Source organism: Sphingobium sp. 3R8 (genome assembly GCF_020166615.1).
Taxonomy (GTDB): Bacteria; Pseudomonadota; Alphaproteobacteria; order Sphingomonadales; family Sphingomonadaceae; genus Sphingobium; species Sphingobium bisphenolicum.
Window position 1 is genome coordinate 117,526 of sequence record NZ_JAIQXR010000003.1, and the last position, 23,993, is coordinate 141,518.

The following is a 23,993-nucleotide window of genomic DNA, read 5'->3' on the forward strand; positions in this document are numbered from 1 at the left end:
TATTGATCGTTTTCAACATATATCATCCATTTTACTGCTTTTTTAAATCATGTCACCTCGCGTCCATCCCGCACAGATCGGGCTTAAAGGGAGGAAGCATGAAAAGCATTTTTTGGAGCGCGACGATGTTGGCCGGCGTGATCGCGCCACAGGTCGCGATCGCGCAGGATGCGGATACGCAATCCTCCGACGGTGGACTGGAAGAAATCGTCGTGACCGCCCAAAGGCGCGAGGAAAGCCTGCAAAAAGCCGCCATCGCCGTCACCGCCGTCACCGGCGATGATCTGACCCGGTCGGGCATCACCGAAACGTCGAACCTGGGCAAGCTGGTGCCGGCCCTCGTCGTGCAACCCACGGGCGGAACGACCAGCTTCTTCCTGCGCGGCGTCGGCACCAATTCGCAGAACAGCTTCTCCGAAAACGCGATCGCCTTCAATTTCAACGGCGTCTATGTCGGCCGCCCGACCGCACCCGCCGGCGTCTTCTACGATCTGGAGCGGGTCGAGGTGGTCAAGGGACCGCAGGGCACGCTGTATGGCCGCAACGCCACCGGCGGTGCGATCAACGTCCTGCCCAAAAAGCCGATCCTGGGTAAGTTCGGCGTCGAAGGGCTGGCCGAATATGGCAATTATGACAGCAAGAAGGGCTTTCTAGCGGTCAACGTGCCCATTGGCGACATCGCCGCGCTGCGTGTCGCGGGCCAGGTGGTAGATCGCGACGGCTATATTTCCGACGGCTATGACGATGACAAGGGCGAGGCGGTGCGCGCATCCTTCCTGCTCAAGCCGTCGGACATCTGGTCGATCAACATCGTCGGCGACTATTATCATCAGGATGGAAAAGGCGGCGGTGCGGTACTGCTGCCCAGCAAGGCCTTTGCGGTGCCGTCGGTCGACGACCGGGTCAGTATTTCCGATCCCCGCGCGATCGCGGCGATCAACGGCTATGCCTCCACGCTGTTCGCCCCGCCCTTCTGCGCAGGTGGTTTCATCGCCAGCGGCTGCATCGAAAATGCCGGCAGCGACGGCTATCTCGACAATCATTTCTATGGGCTGAGCGCGCAGGTCGATGGCGACATGGGCTTTGCGACGCTGTCCGTCATCCCCGCCTGGCGCAAGTCGGAAGCGAAGTTTCGCACCTATCTGCCCGGTTTCCGGGGCGAGATCGAGGATAATGCCGAACAGATGTCGCTGGAAGCACGGCTGACGTCTGCTGCCGACCAGCGGCTGCGCTATGTTCTGGGCGCTTTCTTCTTCAACGAACAGCAGGATACGCTCAACTATTTCCGCCAGGGCCGGATTTCCACCACCCGCTTCACCCCGCGCCTCAAGACGCAGAGCCTGGCCGCCTTCGGCCAGTTGACCTTCGACATCAGCGACGATCTGCGCCTGATCGGTGGCGGGCGCTATACGCGGGAAGACAAGTCGCAGTTGACCGCGTCGGTTGGCGGCGGATTGCCCGGCCCTGTCGATCCGCCGCTGGGCGCACCGATCACCGGCGACCTTACCTTTACCAAATTCACCTGGAAGGCCGGAGTCGAATATGACGCCGGTCCCGCGTCGCTGGTCTATGCCAATGTCGCGACCGGCTTCAAATCGGGTGGCTTCTTCGTCGCGGCCCCGCCGAGCAACAGCTTCGCGCCTGAAAGCCTGACCGCCTATACGGTCGGGGCGAAAAACCGCTTCTTCGGCAACAAGCTCCAGCTCAATATCGAAGCCTTTTACTGGGTCTATAAGGACCAGCAGGTGACCTTCGTGGGCGGCGTGCGGACCGGCAACGGCCTGTTCGCGCAAGGATCGCTCACCGCCAATGCGGGCAAGTCGCGTATCTTCGGTACGGAAGTGGAGGCGCGCTTCGCCCCCACGCGCGACGATCTGTTCAACGTCACCGTCCAATATCTGAACGGCAAATATAAGAGCCTCCAGACCGCTAATTTCTCGCCCACCGGCGCGCCCGTCACGACTGGCTGCACGATCACGGGAACGCGGCTCGCCAATCCCGGCATCAATAACGCGCGCTTCTACGACATCGATTGTTCGGGCAAGCCGACCGTCAATTCGCCCAAATGGGCGATCAACCTGGGCTATCAGCACAGTTTCCGCATCGGCGGGGACATGGCGCTGGTCGCGGGCGCCCGGTCCAGCATCGAATCCAGCCGCTTCCTGAACTCCAACTTCCGGCAAGAGGAAAAGCAGGGCAGCTTCATGATGTCCGACGCGTTCCTGACGCTGGAAGGGCCGCAGGACAAATGGAGCGTCACCGCCTTCATCAACAATATCGAGGACAAGGAAGTGCTGGCCCGCGCGGGCACGCGCCCGATCCTCGACTTCCCCGTGGGTACGCTGCGTCCGCCGCGCACCTATGGCGTGCGCCTGGGCTTCAACCTGTGAGGACCATGTCCGCCCGGATCACCTGTGCGGCGCTATCCGGCGTGCTCGCCCTGCTGGCCACAGCGGCGGCGGCCGCGCCGCCGCGCACCGCCTTCGTCACATTGGGGACGATGGGCGGTCCGGTGCCGGACGGGCATCGGTCGCAACCCGCCAACGCCATTGTCCGCGATGGGAAAACCTACCTGGTCGATACCGGAGACGGCACGGTGGAGCAGATGGCGCGGGCGGGCCTCCCTCTGCCGACGGTGCGCGCCATTTTCCTCAGCCACCTGCATGTCGATCATATCGGCGGACTGGCGGCTATATTGGGATTGCGCAACCAGACCGACGCGCGCGACGTGCTGGCCATCTATGGCCCGCCCGGCACGCGCGAACTGGTGGCCGGGCTGATCGCCGGTCTCCAGCCGTCGGCCAAGGCGGGCTATGGCATTCCCGGCAAATCCTGGACCCCGCCCGAAAACACCGTGTCGGTGATCGAATTGCGGGACGGCGAAACCATCGGCGTGGATGACATGAAAGTCGGCGTCGCGCAAAATACCCATTATGATTTCGCGCCCGGCAGCGTGGAGGATCGCAACTATAAATCCTTCGCACTGCGGTTCGACCTGCCGGACCGGTCCATCGCCTATACCGGCGACACCGGACCCAGTACCGCCGTCGAACGGCTGGCATCGGGCGCCGACCTGCTGGTCAGCGAAATGATCGACATGGGCACCACTATGGATCGCGTCGCACGCACCAGCCCCAACATGCCCGCCAGCGTCAAGGCGACGATGGTCCAGCATCTGACCACCCATCACCTGACGCCGGAAGAAGTCGGCGCTTTGGCCGCACGGGCCAAAGTGAAGGCAGTGACGGTCACCCATATGGCCGGTGGAACGCCCGATGCCGCACGGACCCGCGCCTATGTCGCCACCATCGGCAAAAGTTTCACCGGACCGGTCGCGATCGCCAACGATCTCGACCGCTTTTGATTGCCCTTCCGTCCCCTTCTCCATGAGGCACTGAACCGACTATGGCCCACTATAATATCCTCATCATCGGCGGGGGCATAGGTGGTCTCACCTCCGCGATCGCCTTGCGCGGGAAGGGGTTTGACGTCACCGTCATCGAACGCGATCCCGACTGGTCGGTTTATGGCGTCGGCATCATCCAGCAGTCCAACGTGCTGCGCGCCATGGCGCATCTGAACCTGCTGGACGAATATGTCGCGGCTGGCGCAGGCTTCGACACGGTCGAAATATTCGCGCCCGACGGTACGATGGTCGCGCGCGTCCCCTCCCCGCGTCTGGTCGAAGGCTATCCCGCCAATCTGGGCGTCGGTCGACCGGCTTTGCACAAGGTGCTGGGCGATCGCACGATCGCATCGGGGGCCACGGTGCGGCTGGGCGTCACCGCGACCAGCATCGATGATCAGGGCGATCGGGTGGTCGTGCAGTTTTCCGACGGCACGCAGGACAGCTTCGATCTGGTCGTGGGCGCGGACGGCGTCTATTCGCAGACCCGCACGCTGCTGTTCCCCGACGCGCCGTCGCCGCACTATACCGGCCAGGCGGTCTGGCGCTACAACCTGCCCCGCACCGAAGGCATGGACTCGCTTCAGGCCTATAATGGCCCGACCGGCGTCGGACTGGTGCCGATTTCGCCCAGCCTGATGTATATGTTCGTGACCACCGCCGAACCGGACAACCCTCGTTATCCGCGCGAAGGACTGGCCGCCGCCATGCGCGCAAAGATCGCCCGTTGCTCGCCCGCCATCCAGGCGCTGGGCGACCAGATCACCGACGATGACGGCGTGGTCTATCGGCCGCTCGAAGCGTTCATGCTGGACGGTCCCTGGCATAAGGGCCGCGTCGTCCTGCTGGGCGATGCCGTCCACGCCACGACACCCCATCTGGGTCAGGGCGCGGGCATGGCGATCGAGGACAGCATCGTGCTGGCGGAAGAACTGACGAGCCATGCCGATCTGGACGGCGCGCTGACCGCCTATCGCGACCGGCGCCACGATCGCTGCCGCTATATCGTCGAAAAATCGCTCGAAATCTGCATGGGCCAGCTCGGTAAAGGCGCGCCCGTCGACAATCATAAAGCCACCGCAGAGATGTTCGCGATGGTATCCCAGCCGATCTGAAGGAAGTCATAATGAGCCGCGTTACAGAAATTCGCTACGTGGGTTACGCCCTGCCCGATCTGGAGGCCGAACGCGCCTTCTACGCCGACCAGTGGAAGCTGGTCGAGGCTGGGGAAAAGGATGGCATGGTCTATTTCGCTGCCGATGGTGGCGATGAACATCATGTCGTGCGCCTGCGTCAGGCCGAAGAACAGCGTATCGACGTGATCGCGCTGGCCGCCGACAGCCGCGCCGATGTCGATGCCCTGCATGACAAGGTCGTCGCCTCGGGCTGCCGCATCATCTTTGCGCCCAAGGATCTGGATTCGCTGGGTGGTGGCTACGGCTTCCGCTTCTTCTCACCGGACGGCCTGACCTTCGAAATATCGAGCGACGTCGCCCGCCGCACTGCGCGCGACCTGGTCCGTTGGGAAGGCGTGCCGCAGAAGATCAGCCATATCGTCCTCCACTCGCCCGATCATAAGGCGATGGTCGAATGGTTCTGCGACGTGCTGGGCTTCAGGGTCAGCGACTGGCTGGGCGATTTCATGTGCTTCCTGCGCTGCAACAGCGCGCATCACCGCATCGCCTTCCTGCCCGGACCGCCCTGCCTCAACCATGTCGCCTATGACATGCTGACCGTCGATGACATGATGGTCGGCATCAACCGGTTGCGCCTGAAGGGCACCGATATCCGCTGGGGGCCGGGGCGCCATACGGCGGGCAACAACACGTTCAGCTATTTCACCACGCCCGCCGGCTTCGCGGTCGAATATAGCTCCGAACTGGAGGATGTGGACTTCAATGCCCATGAGGCGAAGGTCCATGCCCCGGCTCCCGGTATCATGGACCAGTGGGGCATCGGCGTCGGTGGTCCCCAGACCATGCCGCATGCCGCGCCCGACAAGGGCCTGTTCCAGGCTGTGGAGGTCTGAGCTATGGCTTTGTTCGAATATTTCCCCAACTATATCTGGAACCTGTCGGTCGCGATCGCGATGGAGAGCGGCGGGCGCATCGGCGAGATCGTCGACATGTGCCAGCCGATCAAGGATGCAGCCGCCTCCGGCGCGGACGCGGGCACGCCCATGTTCATGGCGCAGTGGGTCGCGATGGCCGACAAGCTGATCGACCTGGCGGCGGAGGATGAGGCGCAGGGCCGCGCCTTCTCCGCCTCCGACAAGCTGGAGCGCGCGTCGCTCTATCTGTTCAATGCAGAGCGGATGCAGGGCCACGGCCATCCCGGTCGCCAGGCCACCTATGCCAAGGCGCGCGACACGTTCGACCGCTCGACCGCGCTCGGCCAGATCAACCGGCGGCGCGTGGACATTCCCCTCGCCACCGGCACCATGCCCGCGCTCTACACAAGCGCCCCCGGCGACGGCCCGCATCCAGTCGTGGTCTATTGCAACGGCCTCGATAGCTGCAAGGAACTGCTCTACTGGTCGCGTCTGCCCGAAGCGCTGGCGCGTCGCGGCATCTCGACCCTCTGCGTCGATCAGCCCGGATCGGGCGAGGCGCTGCGCCTCCAGAATCTCCCTGTCGATCCGCACAGCGAAAACTGGGCGAGCAAGGCGGTCGACTGGCTGGAGCAGCAGGATGATGTCGATCCCAAGCGGATCGGCATGACCGGCATTTCGCTGGGCGGCCATTTCGCGCCGCGCGCCGTCGCCTACGAACCGCGCTTCGCATCGGGCGCGGTCTGGGGCGCGAACCATAATTGGGCTGAGGTGCAGCAGAAGCGCATGAAGCGCGAAGGCGAAAACCCCGTCCCCCATTATTGGGCGCATGTCATGTGGGCGTTCGGCGCGAGCGACATGGACGACTTCCTGGCCAAGGCGGAGGACATGAACCTCAACGGCCATATGGACGGGATCAAGGTGCCGTTCCTGGTCACGCACGGGGCCAAGGATCGGCAGATCAGCGTCGATTATGCGCATGACTGCTACGACCAGCTCGTCAACAGTCCCCGCCGCGCGCTCAAGCTGTTCACCGAACGCGAAGGCGGCGTCGAACATGTCGGCGCGGACAATATGTCCTACGGCCGCGACTATATCGCCGACTGGTTCGCCGATACGCTGGGCGGCAAGACCGCGTGAGGACTGTGGAAGAACAGATGGGCCGCATCACCCCCTATATCGCGTGGGAGACGATCGTCAGCGCGGTGATCAACGGGGCGATCGGCGCGCTGTTCTTCTTCATCATCTTCGGCTCGGCGGACCATATTGCGGTGGGAGAATGGCACTATGCCGTCGATTTCCTGTGGCAAAGCGTCGCCGTGGCGCTCATGGCCTGTCTCGTACCCGGCCTGATCGCGCGGCGCGCTCAACTGACGGGGCGGCTGGGCATCCGGAGTGGCAGCCCCGCTACAATCCAATGGCTGTTGAGGGCCGCCTTCCTCTCGATCCTGTCGGCCCTGATGCTGGGCGCCGCAATCGCATTTCTCTGGCTGGTCAGCGACGTCGCCACGCTGCACTGGCGATACGCCCTTGGCATCAAGATCATCTACGGCGCCGCCCTTGGCGCATGGGTCACCTGGCGCGTGCTGCGACGCATGGTCGGCGGCGCGCCCCTCATCTAGGAAATATGCTCATGGAATTTGCATCCGTTCGCCGCATCGTCACCGGTCATGACGCCGCCGGTCGCGCCATCATCCAGGACGATGGTCCGGTCCAGCGCGTCCAGCGTGTCGGTGGCGACATCGGCCCCATATTCCACGAAGTCTGGAACACGCAGGCCACCCCCGCCCCGCTCGACGCCGCTTCGGGCGAACCGGCCGAAACCGGCATCATCCTGGCCCCGCCCAGGAACGGCACCCGCATCCGCGTGCTCGACATCCCGCCCGAAGGCGACGGCATCCGCACCATGTCGCCCGATGAGGCCCGCGCCCATTTCGCCGAAGTCGGTGCGCATGACGCGTCCGCCCATCATGGCGAAGGATCGCGCCACGCGCTGATGCACCGCACCGAAACGATCGACTATGGCATCGTCGTGGAAGGCGAACTGGTCCTGATTATGGACGAAGGCGAAACCACCGTGCGCGCAGGCGACATCGTCATCCAGCGCGGCACCAACCATGGCTGGTCCAACCGATCGGACCGCAACTGCCGGATCGTCTTCATCCTGATCGACGGCGCATTTGACGACGATCTGAAGCGCTAAGCCTTGGCCCGGCGCGCGGCGTGACCCGCGCGCCGGCATCCTACGATATTATTGGAAGGAGGCGGACCCATGCGTTTCGCAACACGCGCCAACGGCACGGCCGACGGAGAATTGATACTCATTTCGCGCGATGGCGCGCGCTGCCTCCCGCTGGGCGCGCGCTGGCCCAACCTGTTGCATGCGATCACCGATTGGGACGCGCTGCTGGATGACGCCGCCGCCCTCTCGACCACGCTGGAGGAAGGCAGCGGCGAAAGCCTCGATCACGCTAGGCTTCTCGCCCCGCTGCCGCGCACCTGGCAGTGGCTGGACGGGTCGGCCTTCGCCAATCACGGCGTCCTGATGGAGCGGGCATTCAACCACCCGCCCATCGAAACCGACCTCCCCCTCATGTATCAGGGCATGAGCCATCGCTTCCTGGCCCCGCGCGAAGATGTCGCCTTCCCCACCGAAGCGGACTGCATCGATTTCGAAGGGGAATTCGGCATCGTCACCGACGATGTGCCGATGGGCTGTTCGGCGGACGAGGCGATGGGCCATATTCGCCTCATCCTGCTCATCAACGACTGGTCGTTGCGCGCCGTGGCTCCGAAGGAAATGAAGACCGGCTTCGGTTGGATACAGGCCAAGCCTGCCTGCAGCGCCGCGCCGATCGCGATAACGCCGGACGAACTGGGCGACCGTTGGCGCGATGGCCGGGTCTGCCTGCCGCTTCGCGTCGAAATCAATGGCGACTGGTTCGGCCATCCTTCGGGCGAAGCTATGGAATATGGTTTCCACGAATTGATAGCCCATGCCGCCCGGACGCGGCACCTGTGCGCTGGAACGATCATCGGCTCGGGGACGGTTTCTGATGTCGATTTCAACAGGGTGGGATCGACCTGCATTTCGGAGCGTCGGGCGATCGAAATGATCGCACAGGGCCAGCCCGTCACACCCTTTCTTCGTTTTGGCGACAGAGTAAGGATGTGCGCGGGGACAGACGAAAATATATTCGGCGAACTTCATCAGACGGTCACGGCATATGTCAACATCGACCTGTAATCCGATGTCGATACAGAATTGGACCGCAGCGACCTGCGGGTGACCGGCGCCACCTCACCATTGTTCAGATCGGCCCTGGAAGAGGATTAGTCGTCGAGCGCACGAACGACATCGCCCCCCTTCATCACGAAGGCCATGGTTTCGAGCGCACGGATGTCACGCAGCGGATCGGCCTTTACCGCGATTATGTCGGCCGCCTTGCCGGTGCTGATCGAACCGATCTCCTGGTCCAGGCCGACATGGGCGGCCGCCCATATGGTGGCGGCACGGATCGCATCGATCGGCGGCAGGCCCGCCTGCACCATCAGCGCGAATTCGCGACCATTGTCGCCATGGGCAGACACGCCGGAATCGGTGCCGAAAGCCATGTTCACGCCCGCTGCCCGCGCGCGGCGCACGGCATCGATCATCAGCGGACCGACGATGCGCGCTTTGGCGCGGACGGTGGCGGGCATCCAGTCGGCCGTTTCGGCCTGCCGCGTCACCGTGTCGCCGGCGAGCAGGGTCGGCACCAGATAGCTGCCCTTCGCCTTGAACAGCCAGATGGATTCGGCGTCGAGATAAGTGCCATGCTCGACCGAGTCCACGCCCGCGCGCAAGGCGGCATTAACGCCGTCCGTCCCGTGTGCATGAGCAGCGACCTTGCGGCCCAGCCGGTGCGCCGTCTCTACGATAGAGACGAGTTCGGCGTCGCTCATCTGCTGACCGAGTCCTGCTGCCGTGTCAGACATGACGCCGCCGGTCGAGGCGGTCTTGATGACATCCGCGCCCTGCTGCACTGCCTGCCGCACCGCGCGGGCGCAATCGTCGGCGCCTGAACACAGGCTCGTCGGACGGAACAGGTCCAGTATCTCCTGCCGATAGCCATGGACGTCGCCATGGCCTCCATGCGCCGCGACAACGCCTGCGGCAAGAATGCGCGGGCCGACAACTTTCTTCTGCGCGATCGCATCGCGCAGGGCGTTGATCGCTTCGGGATCGGAACCGAGATCCGCAACGGTGGTGAAGCCTGCGCGGACAGTGCGCTTTGCATAGACGATGCCGTCGAATGCCTGCGCTGTGGTCGACTTCGTCACACCGTCCAGCCGGCTGTCAGGGCCGGACTGCGACGTCAGATGGACATGGCTGTCGATGAAGCCGGGCAGCACGAAGCCGTCGCGCAGGTCGATCACCTTGCCTTCACCAACGAAGCCGTCTCGGATTTCCAAGACCTTGCCGCCTTCCACCACGATCGTCTTGTTCGTGTCGACGCGGCCGCTGGCCGGATCGGCAAGCAGGCGACCGGCCTGAATATAGGTGCGAACGCCGGACGCCCCGCTCTGCGCCACTGCGGGGGACGCCAGCATACTGGTCGCCATCGCCATCAGGATTATCGTCTTCATCGCTTCAATCCTCCGCAATCGCCGTTTCAGCCGTTGCAGCCATGGCGCAATATGACGCCGGCCTTCGCGCCATTATGCTGGCCACCCTCCACCGTGACGACGCCATTGACCAGCACGGTATCGATGCCGGTCGGCAACGCTGTTGGCTTGTCCCAACTCGCCACATCGTCCAGTTTGTCGAGATCGAAGATGACGATGTCGGCGCGCATCCCGTCGCGGATCAGCCCGCGATCCGTGAGGCCCATGCGCTGCGCTGGCCAGCCGGTCATCTTGCGCACCGCATCCTCGAGCGAAATCACCGGGCGGCGCTTGGAATATTCGGCAATGACTCGCGGAAAGGTGCCGTAGGCGCGCGGATGCGGCAGGCCGAGCGCATCCATCTGGCCCAGTTTCTCCGACGCAGCGGCATCGCTGCCGATGCTGACCCAGGGCTGGTGCAGCGCGGTTTCGATATCGCCCTCGTTCATCATGAAATAGAGCGCGACGGAACGGTTCGGCAGGCCTTCCAGCAATATATCCCATGCCACGTCGGCCGGATCACGCTTCAACGCGGCGCCGATCTTCTCCAGGCTCTGGCCGTGATAGGGGGCGTATTTCTTACTGAAGCCATTGGCGAGGATGACGTTGCCAAAGCCACCCGACGCCTGGACCAGGTTCGACCAGCCGGGCATGGAGCCGGCAGCGACTTCCTTCTTCATCCGTTCGCGTAGCTTGGGATCGCGCAGGCGCTCGATGCCCTTCTGCACGCCGTCGGCCCAGACCCAGCTGGGCGCGATGATCTCCAGCCCGGTGCCGCCAGCCGTGTAGGGATACAGGTCAGCGGCCACGTCGACGCCGCGCGCGCGCGCCGCATTTATCGCGGCGATGGCCTGTGGCATAAGCGCGCCCCAACCGGGGGCGAAGGCGGCCTTGAGGTGAAAAATTTCGACCTTCGCGCCCGATTTTTCGCCGATCTCGATCGCTTCATTGACCGCCTTGACCAGATCGGCGCTCTCATCGCGCATATGGGTGGCGTAGAAACCGCCGCACTGTGCCGACACCTTCGCCATCGAAATGAGGTCCGCCGTGGTGGCGAAGCTGCTGGGCGGGTAGATGAGAGCACTGGTCACGCCGAACACGCCTGCCTCCATCGCGGTGCGCACTTCCTTGCGCATGATGTCCATCTGCGCGTCGGTCGGATTGCCGGCGCCATCGCCCATCGCCTTCACCCTGGCCTGGGTAGTGGAATAGTAAGAGCCGAAATTGACGGAAATGCCCTGCTTTTCCAACTGGGTGAAATAGGTCGGGATTTGCGACGCCTCGACGGGCGTCCCGCCCTCGCCCGCGATGACGGTGGTGACGCCCATCTTCAGCTTGTTCTCGGCCGCGCCATTTTTGAGCAGGACACCGCCGGACTGGTCCATCATGTCGATGAAGCCGGGGGAGACATAGCGGCCTTTGGCGTCGATCTCCTTCGCGCCATGGCCGCCGACCTGCCCGATCCGCACCACGCGTCCGTCCTTGACCGCGACATCGGCCCGGACCCAGGGATTGCCCGCCCCGTCCAGCACGCGACCGCCGCGGATCACGATGTCATAATCCGAAACCGAGGGGTCCGGAGAAGGCGCGTTCGCAACGAGCAGCAACGACATGGCGCTGCATAATAGGACATGCTTGATCATGGTTTTTCCCCTTGCTGAAGGCCCTGCCTGTGCGCCTCATCGGCGCGAACGGCGTCTACGACCTGATCGACCGCGGCGATCACCATATCGGGCCGGTCGATCTGGATATAATGGCCGGCATCCGGCACGATCAATTGGTGTCCCCGGCTCGACATGGCGGTCATCTCGTTATGGAGCGCCTTCCATATCTGCTTCATCCGCGCGCCATCCTGCGACGTCAGATCCAGCCCTTTCAATTGCGCAGGCGTAAGGGGCGCCATAGCGGTCATCACGACGAGCGGCCGGTCGCCGAAACTGCGGACGCTGCGAGCCTGGTCCATCGTCCGGTTGAAACCTTCCAGTTCCGACCGCGCGCCCCTGATCGAAACGCTGGTATAGGCTGCGATCTTCGCCCCCGCTTCGCGGGGCAGGTTCGGCACATCTTTGCCGGTGAGCAGGCGGACGACACCGGTCCAGGACAAGCCGGTCGCGATGCGCATCACGCCCAGCATCCTGGTCGGATCGACATTGGCCTTTATGACCTGAGCGAAGCGCGCCACCTGATCGGGATGCGATGCATCGACCATGACCAACCCGGCCACCTGACCGCCATAGCGAGCGGTATAGACGCGCGCATAGGGGCCGCCGATCGAATGGCCCGCCAGGACCAGCGACCCGCGAATACCCGCCGCCGCAAGGGTGGCGTGGAGATCCTCCGCGACGGCGGCGGCATTTTGCGGACCGGGCTTGGGATCGCTCCACATGATGCCGGCGCGGTCATAGGCACAGGTGCGGGTATGGCGGGCAAGCGCATCATGGACGCGCGCCCAGTCCACCGATCCACCCGAACCGAGACCGGATTCCAGGATCACGGTCGGAGAGCCGGTGCCACGGCAATCGATATGGATGCGGCGGCCGCCGATATCGACCAGCTTGCCCGGCGGTGGATAAAGCCGCGCGGCGCTGTACCGCCCCCAGGCTTCGTAGAGCGCGCCCGCGATGAGAAGGCAGAGCAGCAGCGCCGCAAGGCCCAGCATGATCCGCAGCGTCCATCGCTGAGTGCGCGCCCATCCGCCAGGCCTGGGGGGGCTGGCGGTCATGACAGGCAGTTGTCGATCAACTGGTCGAAGGCTGCGCCGCGACGGATGGGATCGGCGACGGGCAAACCCAGTCGGCGGCTTTCTTCCGCCATCAGCGCAACAGCCTCGCCCTCATCGAGGTAAGCGGTGTTGAAGGCGATGCCGGCGCACCGGATGGCGGGATTGGTCCGTCCTCCGACCCGCAGGTTGAGATCGATCGCCTCTTCGACGCTCGGCAGCGCATAGCCCGGTGTGCCCAGCATCTCGGTGCGGCCGGGATGATGACACACGATGATGCAATCAGGCTGGCTGCCATGGAGCAGGCCCATGGAGACGGCGGCATAGACGGGATGGAACAGCGATCCCTGCCCTTCGATCACATCCCAATGATCAGGCGCGGAGTCGGGACTGAGCATTTCGGCGGCGCCGGCTTCGAAATCGGAAACCACCGCATCCATCGGGATGCCCCCGCCCGCGATCATGATGCCGGTCTGGCCGGTTGCGCGAAAATCACTGTCGACGCCACGGTCCGCAAAGCCGCGGGCGACGGCCAAAGCCGTATATTTCTTGCCCAGTGCGCAGTCCGTACCGACCGTCAGCAGGCGCTTGCCGCTGCGCTTGCGCCCGGTTCCGATCTTTATGTCATGGGGCGGATGGCGCACGTCGATCAGTCGTCGGCCAAGACGCGCCGCGGTGTCCGCGAGGATGGGCGATTCCGCGAGCCGCATATGGAGGCCGCTGACGATATCCAGGCCCGCTTCGAGCGCCTCCACCAATGCCGGCAACCAATTGTCGGGCAACACGCCGCCGCTGTTGGCGACGCCGATCAACAGCGCGCGGGCACCCGCCTGATGCGCCTGCGCAGGACTCATGGCCGGCAGGCCGGTCGTGACGGTCGCGCCCGGCAGCGCATATTCCGCCGTGCATTTTTCAGGCGCCCAGTCGCGCAGGCCATAGGCAGTTTTGGCGAAGCCCGGCTCGACCGTATCGCCCAGGAAGAGCAGATAGGGCTGGGGCAGGGCAGTGGCCCCGGCGGCATCGGATATGGTCTGAAGAAACACCTGTCTCACCTGTCAGTGGATGCCGGCATGAGGCGCGCCCGCATCGCGACTCTGCATCATGGCCGGCATCGTTCATCTTTCACTACCATATTTTCTATTATGAGAATTTCAATCGATAAATTCTCTAATTAGAAATTCACGCTGAAGCCGATCAGGTGGAAGCCGATCGCGATCCACAACAAGATGACCGCGTTGACGATCAGCACCAGACTCCAGCCTTTCGCAAATCGGCCGCCGCCACGCCGCCAGGTCAACCCGGCATTCCAGAGGGCCGCGCCGAACAATCCCGTCAGGACCAGCGGCGTCGCCACCTGCAGCGCGATCAACGCCCAATCCAGTTCACCGTTCATCGACGAAAAATCGCCAAGCAGGACGCTGCTGAACCAAAGCCAGCAGACCAGAAGCGCGATGGCGAGTCCGGCAAAGCAGCGCGTTGACCGATAGGCGCGCCATTGAGCGATAGTGAGCATTGGCTGAACCCCGTAACGCCGCCGCACCAGCGCGACGATCGGCCAGGACAAGGCCGTGAGGAACAGGGTGACAAGGCTGATCAGCAACGCCGGCGTCAGCCACGCCGACGACAGATACCAGGGTGCTGGCTCGAACAGCAGATAGGGCGACGAACTGTCCAGGCCGAAGCGCACGACCTTGCCATTTTCGACCTGCGCGGCGAGCCGAGTTTTGCTCATGCTATCGCGCCAGACGAAGGGAGCGATCTCGATCCAGGTGCGGGGCTGCCCGGCCAGTCCTGGCGCGGCCTTCACGAGCAGGCCGCCCTGCGCATCCAGCCCCACCTTGATCTGACTGCTCAACTCCATCGCTTTAAGAAAACTGTTCTCCAGTCGACGCGTCTTATTGTAGGTGCCCACCATCATGCGCGCATGGGCTTTGGCGGTTGCGGCATCGACGCGACCGTCCTTCTGATCGAACGGAAAATATCGGTCGGCGAAGGCGTCGAACAAGTAGCTGCGGATCGGCCCCGAAACCTTGTCCGTACCCGCCGCATTCATCGACATGTAGATGCCGACATTGTCGTCCGGCAAAAGCCACAACTGGCTGTGGAAGGTCAATGTGTCCCCGGCATGAGAGAGCGCGCGGCGGCCGTTGATATTCTGTTCGTAAAAGCCGAGCGCCATGCCGTTGAGGGGCGGAATGGCTTTCAGGATCGTGTCGTGCATGTGCCGCGCCGTTTCCGGCCGCAGCAGCACGCCGCCATGATCCAGATGGGCGATCATGAAACGGCCCATGTCGACGCCGGATGCACTCATGCCGCCGGCCGGCCAGAAACTGTTCAGTTCCAGACGGGTAGGCTTGCCCGATCCGCGACCATAGCCGTTCGCCACCAGCGACTGTAGGTCGATGGGCAGACGCTGGCTGAGGCTGGAGCGCACCATGCCCGCCGGTGTGAAGATGTGCCGTTGCGCATAGGCATCGAACGGTTCGCCCGATACGCGCTGCACAATATAAGCCGCCAGCGTCGTGCCATAGTTGGAATAGGCCGGCGTCGTACCTGGCGGGAAGATGCGTATCGGGATCTGTCGCTTCAATGCGATGTCGAGCGGAGGTACATCTTTGATGTCATAGCTGTTGAGGCCGCGCTGGACTTCCTCGAAGCCACCACGATGGGTCATGAGGTTACGCATCGTCACGGGCTTGCCGAAACGGTCGGGGATCTTGAAATCCAGATAGGCGTTCACGTCCCGGTCGAGGTCGATCTTGCCCCGCTCCACCATCTGCATCACGGCGGTCCAGGTGATCAGTTTGGAGATCGATGCCTGACGGAATAGGGTCATGTCCGGATCGACGGGCCGACGCGTCGCGACATCGGCATAGCCGAAGCCGCGCTTGGTCAGTATCTTGCCGTCCTTGACCACCACGACGACCGCCCCGGCGGCATCGCCACGCTGCAACGCATAGGGCATATAGCCGTCCAGCCAGGCATCGACATCGGATTTGTCCAATATATGCGCGACGGGGCGCGACGACTGCGGCGTTACCCGTGATGCATCGACTGCGTCGGGCTGCGCCATCGCCTGTCCCGCCCATGCCAGCATCGCCATACCGATCCACCCGCATAGTCCGCGCATGTCATCCCCTCTCGCCGCCCACCTGCGCCGGATACGGCGCGATAATTTCCATTATGGAAAATTTTTCCAATCTGACAATATCAGTGCAATATTGTCAATAGGCCGGATATGACGGCTCGCCCGGCTCACACATGCGGCGGGGGAAGTGACGACGGGGATGAAGCCTGGCGTGCGACCGACCGTCCTACGGCCTGTCGCTCCCGGTCGGGTGCAGATTCGACTTAAGTTCGCTATCCTTTGCCGAACAGATGCACAGCACGCGGCAGGGCTCTTGCCCTACCGCGACATAGGCATGTCCCATGGAGGCGTCGAAATAGATGGAATCCCCTACCTTCAACACAGAGGGCGCGTAGATGTCGCTGTGAAATTCGCACTGCCCCTGGATGACGAAGGCATATTCTTCGCCAGGATGTCGCATCAGGTCGCCGAATTCCTCAATCGACCGGGCCGCCACGTTCAGGATCATCGGGTTCAACCGCTTGTTCAACAGATCCGCCGACGGATAGGTGTAGGTATAGGCGGCAGTCTTGATCGTCGGCCCCGCCCCCGCCAGCGTAATGCTGCGACGACCCGATGGCACATGGGTTACCGGCGCCACGGATGCGGCGGCCGAGAAAAGCTGGGCGATATCGATACCCAGCCCGGCGCTGACCTTCACCAACTTCTCGTAGCTAAGCGACATCTTCCCGGTTTCCACCTTGGACAATGTCGAGACTGGAAGGCCGGTCTTGCGGCTCGCCTCTGCCAGCGTAAGACCGTTGGCGATCCGGAATTCCCGCAGAAAAGCGCCAGGATTATTGTCGACACCAGGCTTGGGAATGCGTTTCATCCGTATCCGCTTAATTCCGATCCGACCCGAGATATGGGCGCGATTTTCTCGATTAGCATAAATTTTCCATCCTGTCTCGTAAGCGGTTATGGCGTCATGGATTGCAAAGGAAATGCCTGTTGATCGCTACAGCATGATTGTCCTGTCAGGACTTATTTTTCGATGGGCGAATGGATCTCGCCCATGTTCGCCGCGTTCGGTGTACGATGGTCCCGCCATCGAAGATTAGCATGCCTGGCAGGAAGTAACGCAGCGCTGTGACAAGCGCTGCGCATTGCACATTGCGGCGCGACGATGCTATTACGGGTGCAGTTTTTCCGAATAGGACATGAAAGTCCATTCGTGCAGGGTGAGATACAGGAGCGATTTGAATGGCAGGCGGTCGACGGACCCTGGGCGCGGTGATTACGGATCTGCGTACCCGCAATGGCTGGACTTTGAAGGAAATGAGCCAGCGGTCCGGGATCCCCGTATCCACCCTGTCCAAGGTGGAGCATGACCGGCTGTCGCTGACCTATGACAAGCTGCTGCAATTGAGCGAGCGGCTGAACATCAGCATCGCCGATCTGTTCGTGGAGGCGGACGCGACCCTGCCGGCCGCCATCATGGGTCGCCGAAGCGTCGGGACGCTCGACAATGCGGTGCGCGTCGATACGTCCAACTACGAATATTATTATCTCTGCACCGAATTGCGGCAGAAGCGGATGGTGCCGGTCGTCACGCGCATCCACGCCCAGACGATCGAAGAGTTCGGCCAACTTGTCCGTCATTCGGGTGAGGAATTCATTTATGTGGTGGAGGGCGCGATCATCGTCCACACGGAATTTTACGACCCGATCGAGCTAAAAGCCGGCGAATCCATCTATATCGATTCCGGCATGGGTCATGCCTATGTGTGTGCGCCGGGCTTTAAGGAGACACTGACCATCGGCGTGATGTCGAGCGCGGAAGAAGATCTGTCGAACCTGATGCATGACGCGCATCATCATGTGACCAAGGGTGAGGTCAAGAAACGCGCGCCGCGCAAAAGCTGATGCCGGCGATCACGGCTGGACAGGCGTAAAGAGCAAATCCTGATAGTCATAGCTGAAGTCGGCAATGGGCGAGGCCGGTTTCATCGTCACCCGCTCCACCTTGCCATCCGCATCCAGCCCGAAGCTGACATAGGCCGGCTCAATCGTCTTGTCGTCGAAGCGGGTCAGGAAGCTGTCATATTGGAAATGGGTGAGTCGCCCGCCCATACGCGGCGTGGAGCGGAAGTCGATGGTCAGCCCTTGCTTGTCCTGCCCGACGATGATGTCGCCATACCAGGCGTCGCGATACGTGCCTGCATAGCGGGCGAGCGGCAATGAGGGGCCGGATTGAGCCGGTGCGGCACCCTTGGCCTTGAACGCGGCGAGGCCGTCGGCGACTTTCCTGGCTTTGAAGGCACGGAATTTCGCAGGCCAGTCCTGCGATGGATAGCCGAGATAATGGTCGAGCAGTTCATACACCAGCCCCTGGACGAGTTCGCCATCCTCGCTGTTGATCTCGACCGCAAATCCGACATCCTGTTCAGGCATCAGCACGACCATGGTCTGGAAACCGAAGACCGCGCCGCCATGCTGGAGAATCTTCGCACCGCGATAATCCTGCACCATCCAGCCCAGCGCATAGCTGTAGAATTTAGGCTGGGTCAGCGCCAGTTCGGGCGGCTTGGGCGCGATCGGCATCAACGTGGTCGGCCGCCACATCTCCTGCGCCTGGGCAGGGCTGTAAAGCTGGCCACCATCCGGCAGCTTGCCCTGGGCCAGTTGCAGCGCCAGCCATTTCCCCATGTCCACCGGACTGACCGCCAGCCCGCCCGCCGGCGCGGCGTTGCGGGCGAGACCGTCGCGCTCGTCCAGCACTTCCTGATCGCCCGCGCCGCGCAGCCCGCTGTTCATGCGGGCATGGGGCTGGGCGCGATCGGGACTGGCGAAACGGTCAGGATCGTCGCTGACCGAATCCGTCATGGCCGCAGCCTTGAAGACATGGTCCTTGACATAGGCTTCCCACGTCTTGCCCGTAACCGTCTCGATCAGCCGGCCTGCGACCATATAGAGGATATTGTCATAGGCATAACCGCTGCGGAAACTGGTAGCCGGCTTGATATAGCGCAGTCGTCGCACGGCCTCTGCGCGCGACAGGTTGCTGCGCGGCACGAACAGCAGGTCGCCCGCACCCAGTCCCAGGCCGGAGCGGTGGACCAGCAGGTCGCGGATCGTCATTTCGCGCGTGACCCAGCTATCCCACATCTGAAAGCCGGGCAGATGGTCGATCACCTTGTCGTCCCAGCCGATCCGGCCCTGATCCACCAGGGTCGCCAGAGCCGCCGCCGTCACAGCCTTGCCAGTCGATCCGGTCGCAAAGAGCGTGTGCGGCGTCACCGCATCGGACGATCCCAGCCGTTTGACGCCATAGCCCTTGGCCAGGACCGTCTTTCCCTTCTCCACGATGGCGATGCCCAGGCCGGGAACGCCGGTCGCCTGGCGCAGCGCCTCGACGCGGGCGTCGAAATCGGCCGGCGGAGCGGCATGGGCTGACGTGGATGCAAGGGCGAAGGCGATCAACAGGCGCTTCATGCGACTTCCTCTTGAGCAACGAACGGCGGGACGGCGCGCCGCCGGCGCGCCAGTCGGACAAGGCCGATGGTCAGTAGCGGCAGGACGTAGACGGTAAGGAAGATATAGGCGAGGGCGCGGTAGCCGGTAGCGATGAGCGCCACCAGGCCGACCCGGTCGGCCACCAACATGCAGCCGGTCAGGATGACGAGCGCGATGCCCAGCCGCGCCGGACTGCCCAGCACTGCGCCGCGCCGAATATGCCAGGCCTTGGCGATGCGTTCATTGACGGCATGGACCGCGCCGGTGCCGCTTTCCAGCAGTGCGGCGAAGATCATCAACTGGAAGAGCAGGTGGAAGGTCGGGCTGCCGAGCTGGCCCAGCAGGAAATCGGACGGCAGCACTTCCTGTGCGATACCGGGGTAGAAGGCGATCATGCAGATGAAGAAGGCGATCGCCGGCGCCATGGCGAGCGGCCCGGCGATCAGGCCGGCCACCACTGCGTCGCGGTCTGAGCGCATGTGTCGGAGTACCGGCAGGATCACGACCGCGCCGATGATATTATAGCCGGCATAGGTGAGTCCACCCAGAGCCCAGCCATCTGCCGGGGCCGGCACTGCAAAGCCTGCTCCGATCCGGTCGCCGAAGCCGGACAGTGCCAGGATCAGGAACAGCGCATAGACGCCGTAGAGCAGGAAGGAGACCCATTTGAACAACTGCTCTACCGAGGCGTTGCCGAAGGTCGCGAACAGGCCGATGCCCGCCATCAAGGCCAACGTGCCGACGATCGGCGCGGCGCCGAACGCCACCTCTGCAATCGCCCCGGCGGCCGCGCCGAAGACCGCCAGAATCAGGATGATGAAGAGCAGATAGCCAATCTCGAAGATGAACCAGGCCCGGCCCAGCAGAGCCTCGAAAAAGCTCCGATAGTCGCGCGCGCCGACCATACGGGCGAAGAGGAAGGTCACGGCGGCGACGATGCTCCAGATCAGCATCGCCAGGATCATCCCGGCCAGCCCGCCCCAGGGGCCGCTTGGCAGGAAGAATTCCGCCAGTTCCCGCCCGGTCGCATAGCCGCCACCGATAATGACCGCCTTCAGCGCGAAGCCGGGCAGGAGGAAGCGCTGGAACCAGCTTGCGCCCCGTGCCCCCTGCGCCTGCGCTTCTCCCGCGCCGCTCATGCGAGGCAGGCATCCAGCAGCTGCTCGAAGGCCGCACCGCGCCGGATCGGGTCTGCGACCGGATAGCCAAGCTCGGTCGATAGCCGATCGATTTCGGCTGCAGCGCCGACGGCATCGAGCGACGAGGTATTGAGGCTGATCCCCGCGCAACGGATCGCCGGATTGGTAAGTCGGCCCATGACCACGGTCTGCTCGATCACTTGAGGAATGGAGGGCAGGCTATATCCGCTGACACCCAATATTCCGGTGCGGCCGACCTCATGACAGACAATGAAGACGTCCGGCTGGCTACCATGCAGCAAGCCCAGAGATACGGTAGCATAGGCGGGGTGGAACAAAGACCCCTGACCTTCGATCACGTCCCAATGTTCCTGTGGTGCATCGGGACTCAGTATCTCGGCTGCGCCGGCAAGGAAATCCGAAACCACCGAATCCATCGGCATGCCCGATCCCGCAATCATGATGCCGGTCTGGCCGCTGGCGCGAAAATCGGCATTGACGCCGCGCGCCTTGAAGCCATCGGCGATGGCAAGGGCCGTATATTTCTTGCCCAGCGCGCAGTCGGTGCCGACCGTCAGCAGCCGCTTGCCGCTACGCTTGCGCCCGGTCGCGATCGGAATACCGGACGGAGGCGTGCGCACGTCGATCAATTGCCGTCCAGCCTTTGCGGCCGCATCGGCAAGGCGCGGGAAGCTGGCGAGTTTGGCGTGCATACCGCTGACCAGATCGAAACCGGCGTCCAGCGCTTCGACCAGTGCGTCCATCCATTGATCGGGGATGACCCCACCCACATTGGCCACGCCGATCACCAGCGCGCGAGCGCCCTTGCTCCTCGCTTCGGCCGGCGTCAGCGGCGGCAGGCCGGCAGTCACGGTGCAGCCTGGCAGACCATATTCCCCTAAGCACAGATTGGGCGCCCAGTCCGCCAGACCCAGCGCGGTCTTCGCGAAACCACGTTCAGTCGCATCGCCTAAGAACAGCAGATAGGGGCGGGGCAGAACCAGCGTTCCCATATCAAACCCGCCTTGCCGCATCGTCATATCAAATATCCAACTTTTGCTATTCAGGACATTATGATCCTGATTGGAGAATAATCAACTTATTTATCGGTCCAGTTGCGGTCGATGCGACGAATGGCCGGATCGAGCAGCCGGAGCAGAATGGCGGCCAGGCAAGCGAGGGCGGCCAGCAGGACGAAATAGCTGCCATGGGCCATATGGCTCCACAGCGTGCCGACCAGCCCGGCGCTCAGGCTGCCGGCAAAGATGGTGAGATACCAGGCCGCTACCGTGGTCGCGCCGAGGCGCGGCGGTGCGAGGCGCGCGAACAGACCCAGACCCGATGGCAGGATGAACAGTTCGCCTACGGTGAAGATGAGGAAGAAGAGCGCCAGCCACAACCAGGCCGCCTGTCTTTCCCCTGCCTGCCAGGCGACGAGCGCCAGCAGAACATAAGCGAGCCCGACCAGAAGAGCGCCCTGCGCCATGCGGCGCGCTGGCGCGCCATCTCGCCCCGCCGCCGCCTGCCGCCGCCACAGCGCCAGCAACGGCGGCGTCAGGAGCATGACCAGCAGGGGATTGAGCGACTGGAACCAGGTCATGGGGATGGCGACATCGCCAACGCTACGGTCCACCCCATTGCCGGCCCAAAGCGCCACGGTGTTGCCCACCTGCTCATAAGCGCCACGAAAGATGGTGACGCACAGGCCCACCGCCGCCAGCACCAACCAGAGTTGACGATTATTCCCGGCTGATACGGTCATGCCATCCTGCACCACAATCGGCGCAACCTGCTCGGACGGCAGATGCTTCTGCCCCAGCAGATAGATGGCAAGACCCGCGAACATGCCGATCCCGGCCGCGCCGAAGCCATAATGCCAGCCGTAAATTTCACCCAGCGTCCCGCAGATCAGAGGCGCCAGGAAACCGCCGATATTGATGCCGACATAATAGACATTATAGGCCCAGCCTCGCCGCGGATCGCCCGGCGCATAAAGATCGTTGATCTGGCTCGGCAGGCTGGGCAGGAACAGTCCGTTGCCCAGCGCGATGGTGGCAAGCGCGAGGTAGAAGAGCGGTTCGAACGCCATCATGAAATGACCCGCTGCCATGACGGATGCGCCGATCGTGACCGCGCGACGCCTGCCCAGCCAGCGATCCGCAACCACCCCGCCGACGATCGGCGTGAAATAGGCGCAGGCGGTATAAGCGCCATAGACAAAGGACGCCTGCCCCTGCCCCAGCATCAGTTGCCGGGTCATATAATAGACCAGCAACGCCCGCATGCCGAAATAGGAAAACTGTTCCCACATGTTCGTCAGGAACAGGATGGTGAGCCCTGGCGGCTGGCCGAACCAGCTGCGCTCCGCCTGCGCACCCGTCACTGGTCGAAAATCCCGGCGAAGGTCATACCGCGTCCGGGCTTTCCCTGCCCCACATGCGTTCGTCGCACCAGGCCATGCCCTCGTCATAGCTTATGGCGGGATCGCGGTCGGCGCTCAGAAAGATCGGGCCGTCCAGATCGCAAATGTCGCACAATTGTCCCAGCAGGAAGCTGGGCGCCATGCTGAGCGTGGAGCCGCCCATATTGCCCACCATCACGCCCAGCCCGGCGGCCTTCGCAGCCTTGGCGATCATCAACCCTTCGGTCAGGCCGCCGCATTTGTCGAGCTTGATATTGACCACGTCGAAGCGGCCAACCAGTCCCGGCACATCCTCCAGTGTCAGCGCGCTTTCGTCCGCCGCCAGCGGAATGGGCGAGCGATAGCCGTCCAGATCGGCCTCCCGCCCACGCGCCAGCGGCTGTTCGATCAGGGAGACATTGGCCGTCACCATCGCGGCCACCAAGCTGTCCAGCTCGTTGATCGCGAACCCCTGATTGGCATCGACCCCCAACCAGACATCGGGCCGCGCGGCGCGGATCGCGGCGACGCGGGCAATGTCCAAATCCAGCTCGCCGGTCAGCTTGATCTTGATGGCGCGCACCGGACCGAAGGCAACCGCGGCCTGCGCCATCTTCGCCGGATCGTCCGCACCCAGGGTGAAGGTGGTGACGACGGGCTTCGGCGCGTCCAGTCCGGCCAGTGCCCAGATCGGCGTGCCGTCGCGTTTCGCTTCCAATTCCCATAGAGCAGCATCGACAGCATTGCGCGCGCCGCCGGCCGGAAGGATCGTGCGCAACTCCTGGCGGGTCGGCCCGGCCTCGATCGCCGTCCGCGCCCGCGCCAGTTCAGCCAGCATATGGGGCTGTCGATCGTCCAGATAATAGACGCCATCGCCTTCGCCGCGCCCGCTATGCCTGCCATCCGACAGGGTTGCGATCACGCAGTCCAGCCCTTCGAAAACATAACCCGAAATGCGAAAGGGTGCTTTGAAATCGAGCCGCTGGGCTTGCACGTCGAGTGTCAGAGCGGTGGTCACAGTAAGAACTCCTGAAGCGTTCGGGCGCAA

Annotated in this window: 20 protein-coding genes; 9 read left to right on the top strand and 11 right to left on the bottom strand. The window is 63.2% G+C overall.

The genetic code is table 11. The annotated features are described in order from the left end of the window. Positions 1–98: 98 nt before the first annotated feature. The 8 genes from K9B33_RS04045 to K9B33_RS04080 all read left to right on the top strand — a co-directional run bounded on the left by K9B33_RS04045 (position 99) and on the right by K9B33_RS04080 (position 8,703). Positions 99–2,390, top strand: coding sequence for a TonB-dependent receptor (locus tag K9B33_RS04045; protein ID WP_224546877.1), 2,292 nt, complete (start codon positions 99–101; stop codon positions 2,388–2,390). A gap of 5 nt (positions 2,391–2,395) precedes the next feature. Beyond that, complete coding sequence (locus tag K9B33_RS04050; RefSeq protein ID WP_224547089.1) at positions 2,396–3,364, top strand: MBL fold metallo-hydrolase; 969 nt, start codon at positions 2,396–2,398, stop codon at positions 3,362–3,364. A 41-nt stretch (positions 3,365–3,405) separates the two neighbouring features. Beyond that, positions 3,406–4,521: an FAD-dependent oxidoreductase gene (locus tag K9B33_RS04055; RefSeq protein WP_224546879.1), complete on the top strand. Its 1,116-nt coding sequence runs from the start codon at positions 3,406–3,408 to the stop codon at positions 4,519–4,521. An 11-nt stretch (positions 4,522–4,532) separates the two neighbouring features. Next, the gene (locus K9B33_RS04060; RefSeq protein WP_224546881.1) at positions 4,533–5,435 is read left to right on the top strand and encodes a VOC family protein; all 903 of its coding nucleotides are present in this window, start codon (positions 4,533–4,535) and stop codon (positions 5,433–5,435) included. Positions 5,436–5,438: 3 nt separating this feature from the next. Further along, the gene (locus K9B33_RS04065; RefSeq protein ID WP_224546882.1) at positions 5,439–6,596 is read left to right on the top strand and encodes an alpha/beta hydrolase family protein; all 1,158 of its coding nucleotides are present in this window, start codon (positions 5,439–5,441) and stop codon (positions 6,594–6,596) included. 17 nt (positions 6,597–6,613) lie between these two features. Continuing rightward, the gene (locus K9B33_RS04070; protein ID WP_224546883.1) at positions 6,614–7,078 is read left to right on the top strand and encodes a hypothetical protein; all 465 of its coding nucleotides are present in this window, start codon (positions 6,614–6,616) and stop codon (positions 7,076–7,078) included. A gap of 11 nt (positions 7,079–7,089) precedes the next feature. Then, on the top strand, positions 7,090–7,659 hold the full coding sequence (locus tag K9B33_RS04075; protein WP_224546884.1) for a cupin domain-containing protein: 570 nt from the start codon (positions 7,090–7,092) through the stop codon (positions 7,657–7,659). 69 nt (positions 7,660–7,728) lie between these two features. Further along, positions 7,729–8,703: a fumarylacetoacetate hydrolase family protein gene (locus K9B33_RS04080; RefSeq protein WP_224546885.1), complete on the top strand. Its 975-nt coding sequence runs from the start codon at positions 7,729–7,731 to the stop codon at positions 8,701–8,703. Between the two features lie 86 nt (positions 8,704–8,789). Here the strand turns inward: K9B33_RS04080 and K9B33_RS04085 are convergent, their stop codons facing one another. From K9B33_RS04085 to K9B33_RS04110, 6 genes are all read right to left on the bottom strand, one after another. Beyond that, positions 8,790–10,085, bottom strand: a complete 1,296-nt coding sequence (locus K9B33_RS04085; RefSeq protein WP_224546886.1) for a metal-dependent hydrolase family protein — start codon at positions 10,083–10,085, stop codon at positions 8,790–8,792. Between the two features lie 26 nt (positions 10,086–10,111). Then, a complete protein-coding gene (locus K9B33_RS04090) occupies positions 10,112–11,746 on the bottom strand; it encodes an N-acyl-D-amino-acid deacylase family protein (protein WP_224546887.1) in 1,635 nt (544 codons plus the stop codon). Then, a complete protein-coding gene (locus tag K9B33_RS04095; protein WP_224546888.1) occupies positions 11,743–12,762 on the bottom strand; it encodes an alpha/beta fold hydrolase in 1,020 nt (339 codons plus the stop codon). The genes K9B33_RS04090 and K9B33_RS04095 overlap by 4 nt, the downstream gene beginning before the upstream one ends. Positions 12,763–12,821: 59 nt before the next feature. Further along, a complete protein-coding gene (locus tag K9B33_RS04100) occupies positions 12,822–13,865 on the bottom strand; it encodes a DUF1611 domain-containing protein (protein WP_224546889.1) in 1,044 nt (347 codons plus the stop codon). Between the two features lie 128 nt (positions 13,866–13,993). Next, complete coding sequence (locus K9B33_RS04105) at positions 13,994–15,952, bottom strand: serine hydrolase domain-containing protein (protein ID WP_224546891.1); 1,959 nt, start codon at positions 15,950–15,952, stop codon at positions 13,994–13,996. Between the two features lie 184 nt (positions 15,953–16,136). Further along, on the bottom strand, positions 16,137–16,781 hold the full coding sequence (locus K9B33_RS04110) for a helix-turn-helix domain-containing protein (protein ID WP_224546893.1): 645 nt from the start codon (positions 16,779–16,781) through the stop codon (positions 16,137–16,139). 371 nt (positions 16,782–17,152) lie between these two features. Between K9B33_RS04110 and K9B33_RS04115 the strand changes: the two genes are divergently transcribed. Next, the gene (locus tag K9B33_RS04115) at positions 17,153–17,815 is read left to right on the top strand and encodes a helix-turn-helix domain-containing protein (RefSeq protein WP_224546894.1); all 663 of its coding nucleotides are present in this window, start codon (positions 17,153–17,155) and stop codon (positions 17,813–17,815) included. A gap of 9 nt (positions 17,816–17,824) precedes the next feature. Here the strand turns inward: K9B33_RS04115 and K9B33_RS04120 are convergent, their stop codons facing one another. From K9B33_RS04120 to K9B33_RS04140, 5 genes are all read right to left on the bottom strand, one after another. After that, entirely contained in the window at positions 17,825–19,384 is a 1,560-nt protein-coding gene (locus tag K9B33_RS04120; protein WP_224546896.1) for a serine hydrolase, read from the bottom strand. Continuing rightward, a complete protein-coding gene (locus K9B33_RS04125; RefSeq protein ID WP_224546898.1) occupies positions 19,381–20,544 on the bottom strand; it encodes a hypothetical protein in 1,164 nt (387 codons plus the stop codon). Before K9B33_RS04125 ends, K9B33_RS04120 begins: the two co-directional genes overlap by 4 nt. Then, entirely contained in the window at positions 20,541–21,557 is a 1,017-nt protein-coding gene (locus K9B33_RS04130) for a DUF1611 domain-containing protein (RefSeq protein ID WP_224546900.1), read from the bottom strand. The genes K9B33_RS04125 and K9B33_RS04130 overlap by 4 nt, the downstream gene beginning before the upstream one ends. Before the next feature lie 86 nt (positions 21,558–21,643). After that, positions 21,644–22,927 carry a peptide MFS transporter gene (locus tag K9B33_RS04135; RefSeq protein WP_224546902.1) on the bottom strand — a complete coding sequence of 428 codons (1,284 nt, stop codon included), beginning with the start codon at positions 22,925–22,927 and terminating at the stop codon, positions 21,644–21,646. 22 nt (positions 22,928–22,949) lie between these two features. Continuing rightward, on the bottom strand, positions 22,950–23,963 hold the full coding sequence (locus K9B33_RS04140; RefSeq protein WP_224546904.1) for a dipeptide epimerase: 1,014 nt from the start codon (positions 23,961–23,963) through the stop codon (positions 22,950–22,952). Positions 23,964–23,993: the final 30 nt, after the last annotated feature.

What these genes read in the sequence shown, in the direction of transcription:
- K9B33_RS04045 (WP_224546877.1), top strand. Translation starts at nt 99, where the DNA reads ATGAAAAGCATTTTTTGGAGCGCGACGATGTTGGCCGGCGTGATCGCG.
- K9B33_RS04050 (WP_224547089.1), top strand. Translation starts at nt 2,396, where the DNA reads ATGTCCGCCCGGATCACCTGTGCGGCGCTATCCGGCGTGCTCGCCCTG.
- K9B33_RS04055 (WP_224546879.1), top strand. Translation starts at nt 3,406, where the DNA reads ATGGCCCACTATAATATCCTCATCATCGGCGGGGGCATAGGTGGTCTC.
- K9B33_RS04060 (WP_224546881.1), top strand. Translation starts at nt 4,533, where the DNA reads ATGAGCCGCGTTACAGAAATTCGCTACGTGGGTTACGCCCTGCCCGAT.
- K9B33_RS04065 (WP_224546882.1), top strand. Translation starts at nt 5,439, where the DNA reads ATGGCTTTGTTCGAATATTTCCCCAACTATATCTGGAACCTGTCGGTC.
- K9B33_RS04070 (WP_224546883.1), top strand. Translation starts at nt 6,614, where the DNA reads ATGGGCCGCATCACCCCCTATATCGCGTGGGAGACGATCGTCAGCGCG.
- K9B33_RS04075 (WP_224546884.1), top strand. Translation starts at nt 7,090, where the DNA reads ATGGAATTTGCATCCGTTCGCCGCATCGTCACCGGTCATGACGCCGCC.
- K9B33_RS04080 (WP_224546885.1), top strand. Translation starts at nt 7,729, where the DNA reads ATGCGTTTCGCAACACGCGCCAACGGCACGGCCGACGGAGAATTGATA.
- K9B33_RS04085 (WP_224546886.1), bottom strand. Translation starts at nt 10,085, where the DNA reads ATGAAGACGATAATCCTGATGGCGATGGCGACCAGTATGCTGGCGTCC.
- K9B33_RS04090 (WP_224546887.1), bottom strand. Translation starts at nt 11,746, where the DNA reads ATGATCAAGCATGTCCTATTATGCAGCGCCATGTCGTTGCTGCTCGTT.
- K9B33_RS04095 (WP_224546888.1), bottom strand. Translation starts at nt 12,762, where the DNA reads ATGCTGGGCCTTGCGGCGCTGCTGCTCTGCCTTCTCATCGCGGGCGCG.
- K9B33_RS04105 (WP_224546891.1), bottom strand. Translation starts at nt 15,952, where the DNA reads ATGCGCGGACTATGCGGGTGGATCGGTATGGCGATGCTGGCATGGGCG.
- K9B33_RS04110 (WP_224546893.1), bottom strand. Translation starts at nt 16,781, where the DNA reads ATGAAACGCATTCCCAAGCCTGGTGTCGACAATAATCCTGGCGCTTTT.
- K9B33_RS04115 (WP_224546894.1), top strand. Translation starts at nt 17,153, where the DNA reads ATGGCAGGCGGTCGACGGACCCTGGGCGCGGTGATTACGGATCTGCGT.
- K9B33_RS04120 (WP_224546896.1), bottom strand. Translation starts at nt 19,384, where the DNA reads ATGAAGCGCCTGTTGATCGCCTTCGCCCTTGCATCCACGTCAGCCCAT.
- K9B33_RS04125 (WP_224546898.1), bottom strand. Translation starts at nt 20,544, where the DNA reads ATGAGCGGCGCGGGAGAAGCGCAGGCGCAGGGGGCACGGGGCGCAAGC.
- K9B33_RS04130 (WP_224546900.1), bottom strand. Translation starts at nt 21,557, where the DNA reads ATGGGAACGCTGGTTCTGCCCCGCCCCTATCTGCTGTTCTTAGGCGAT.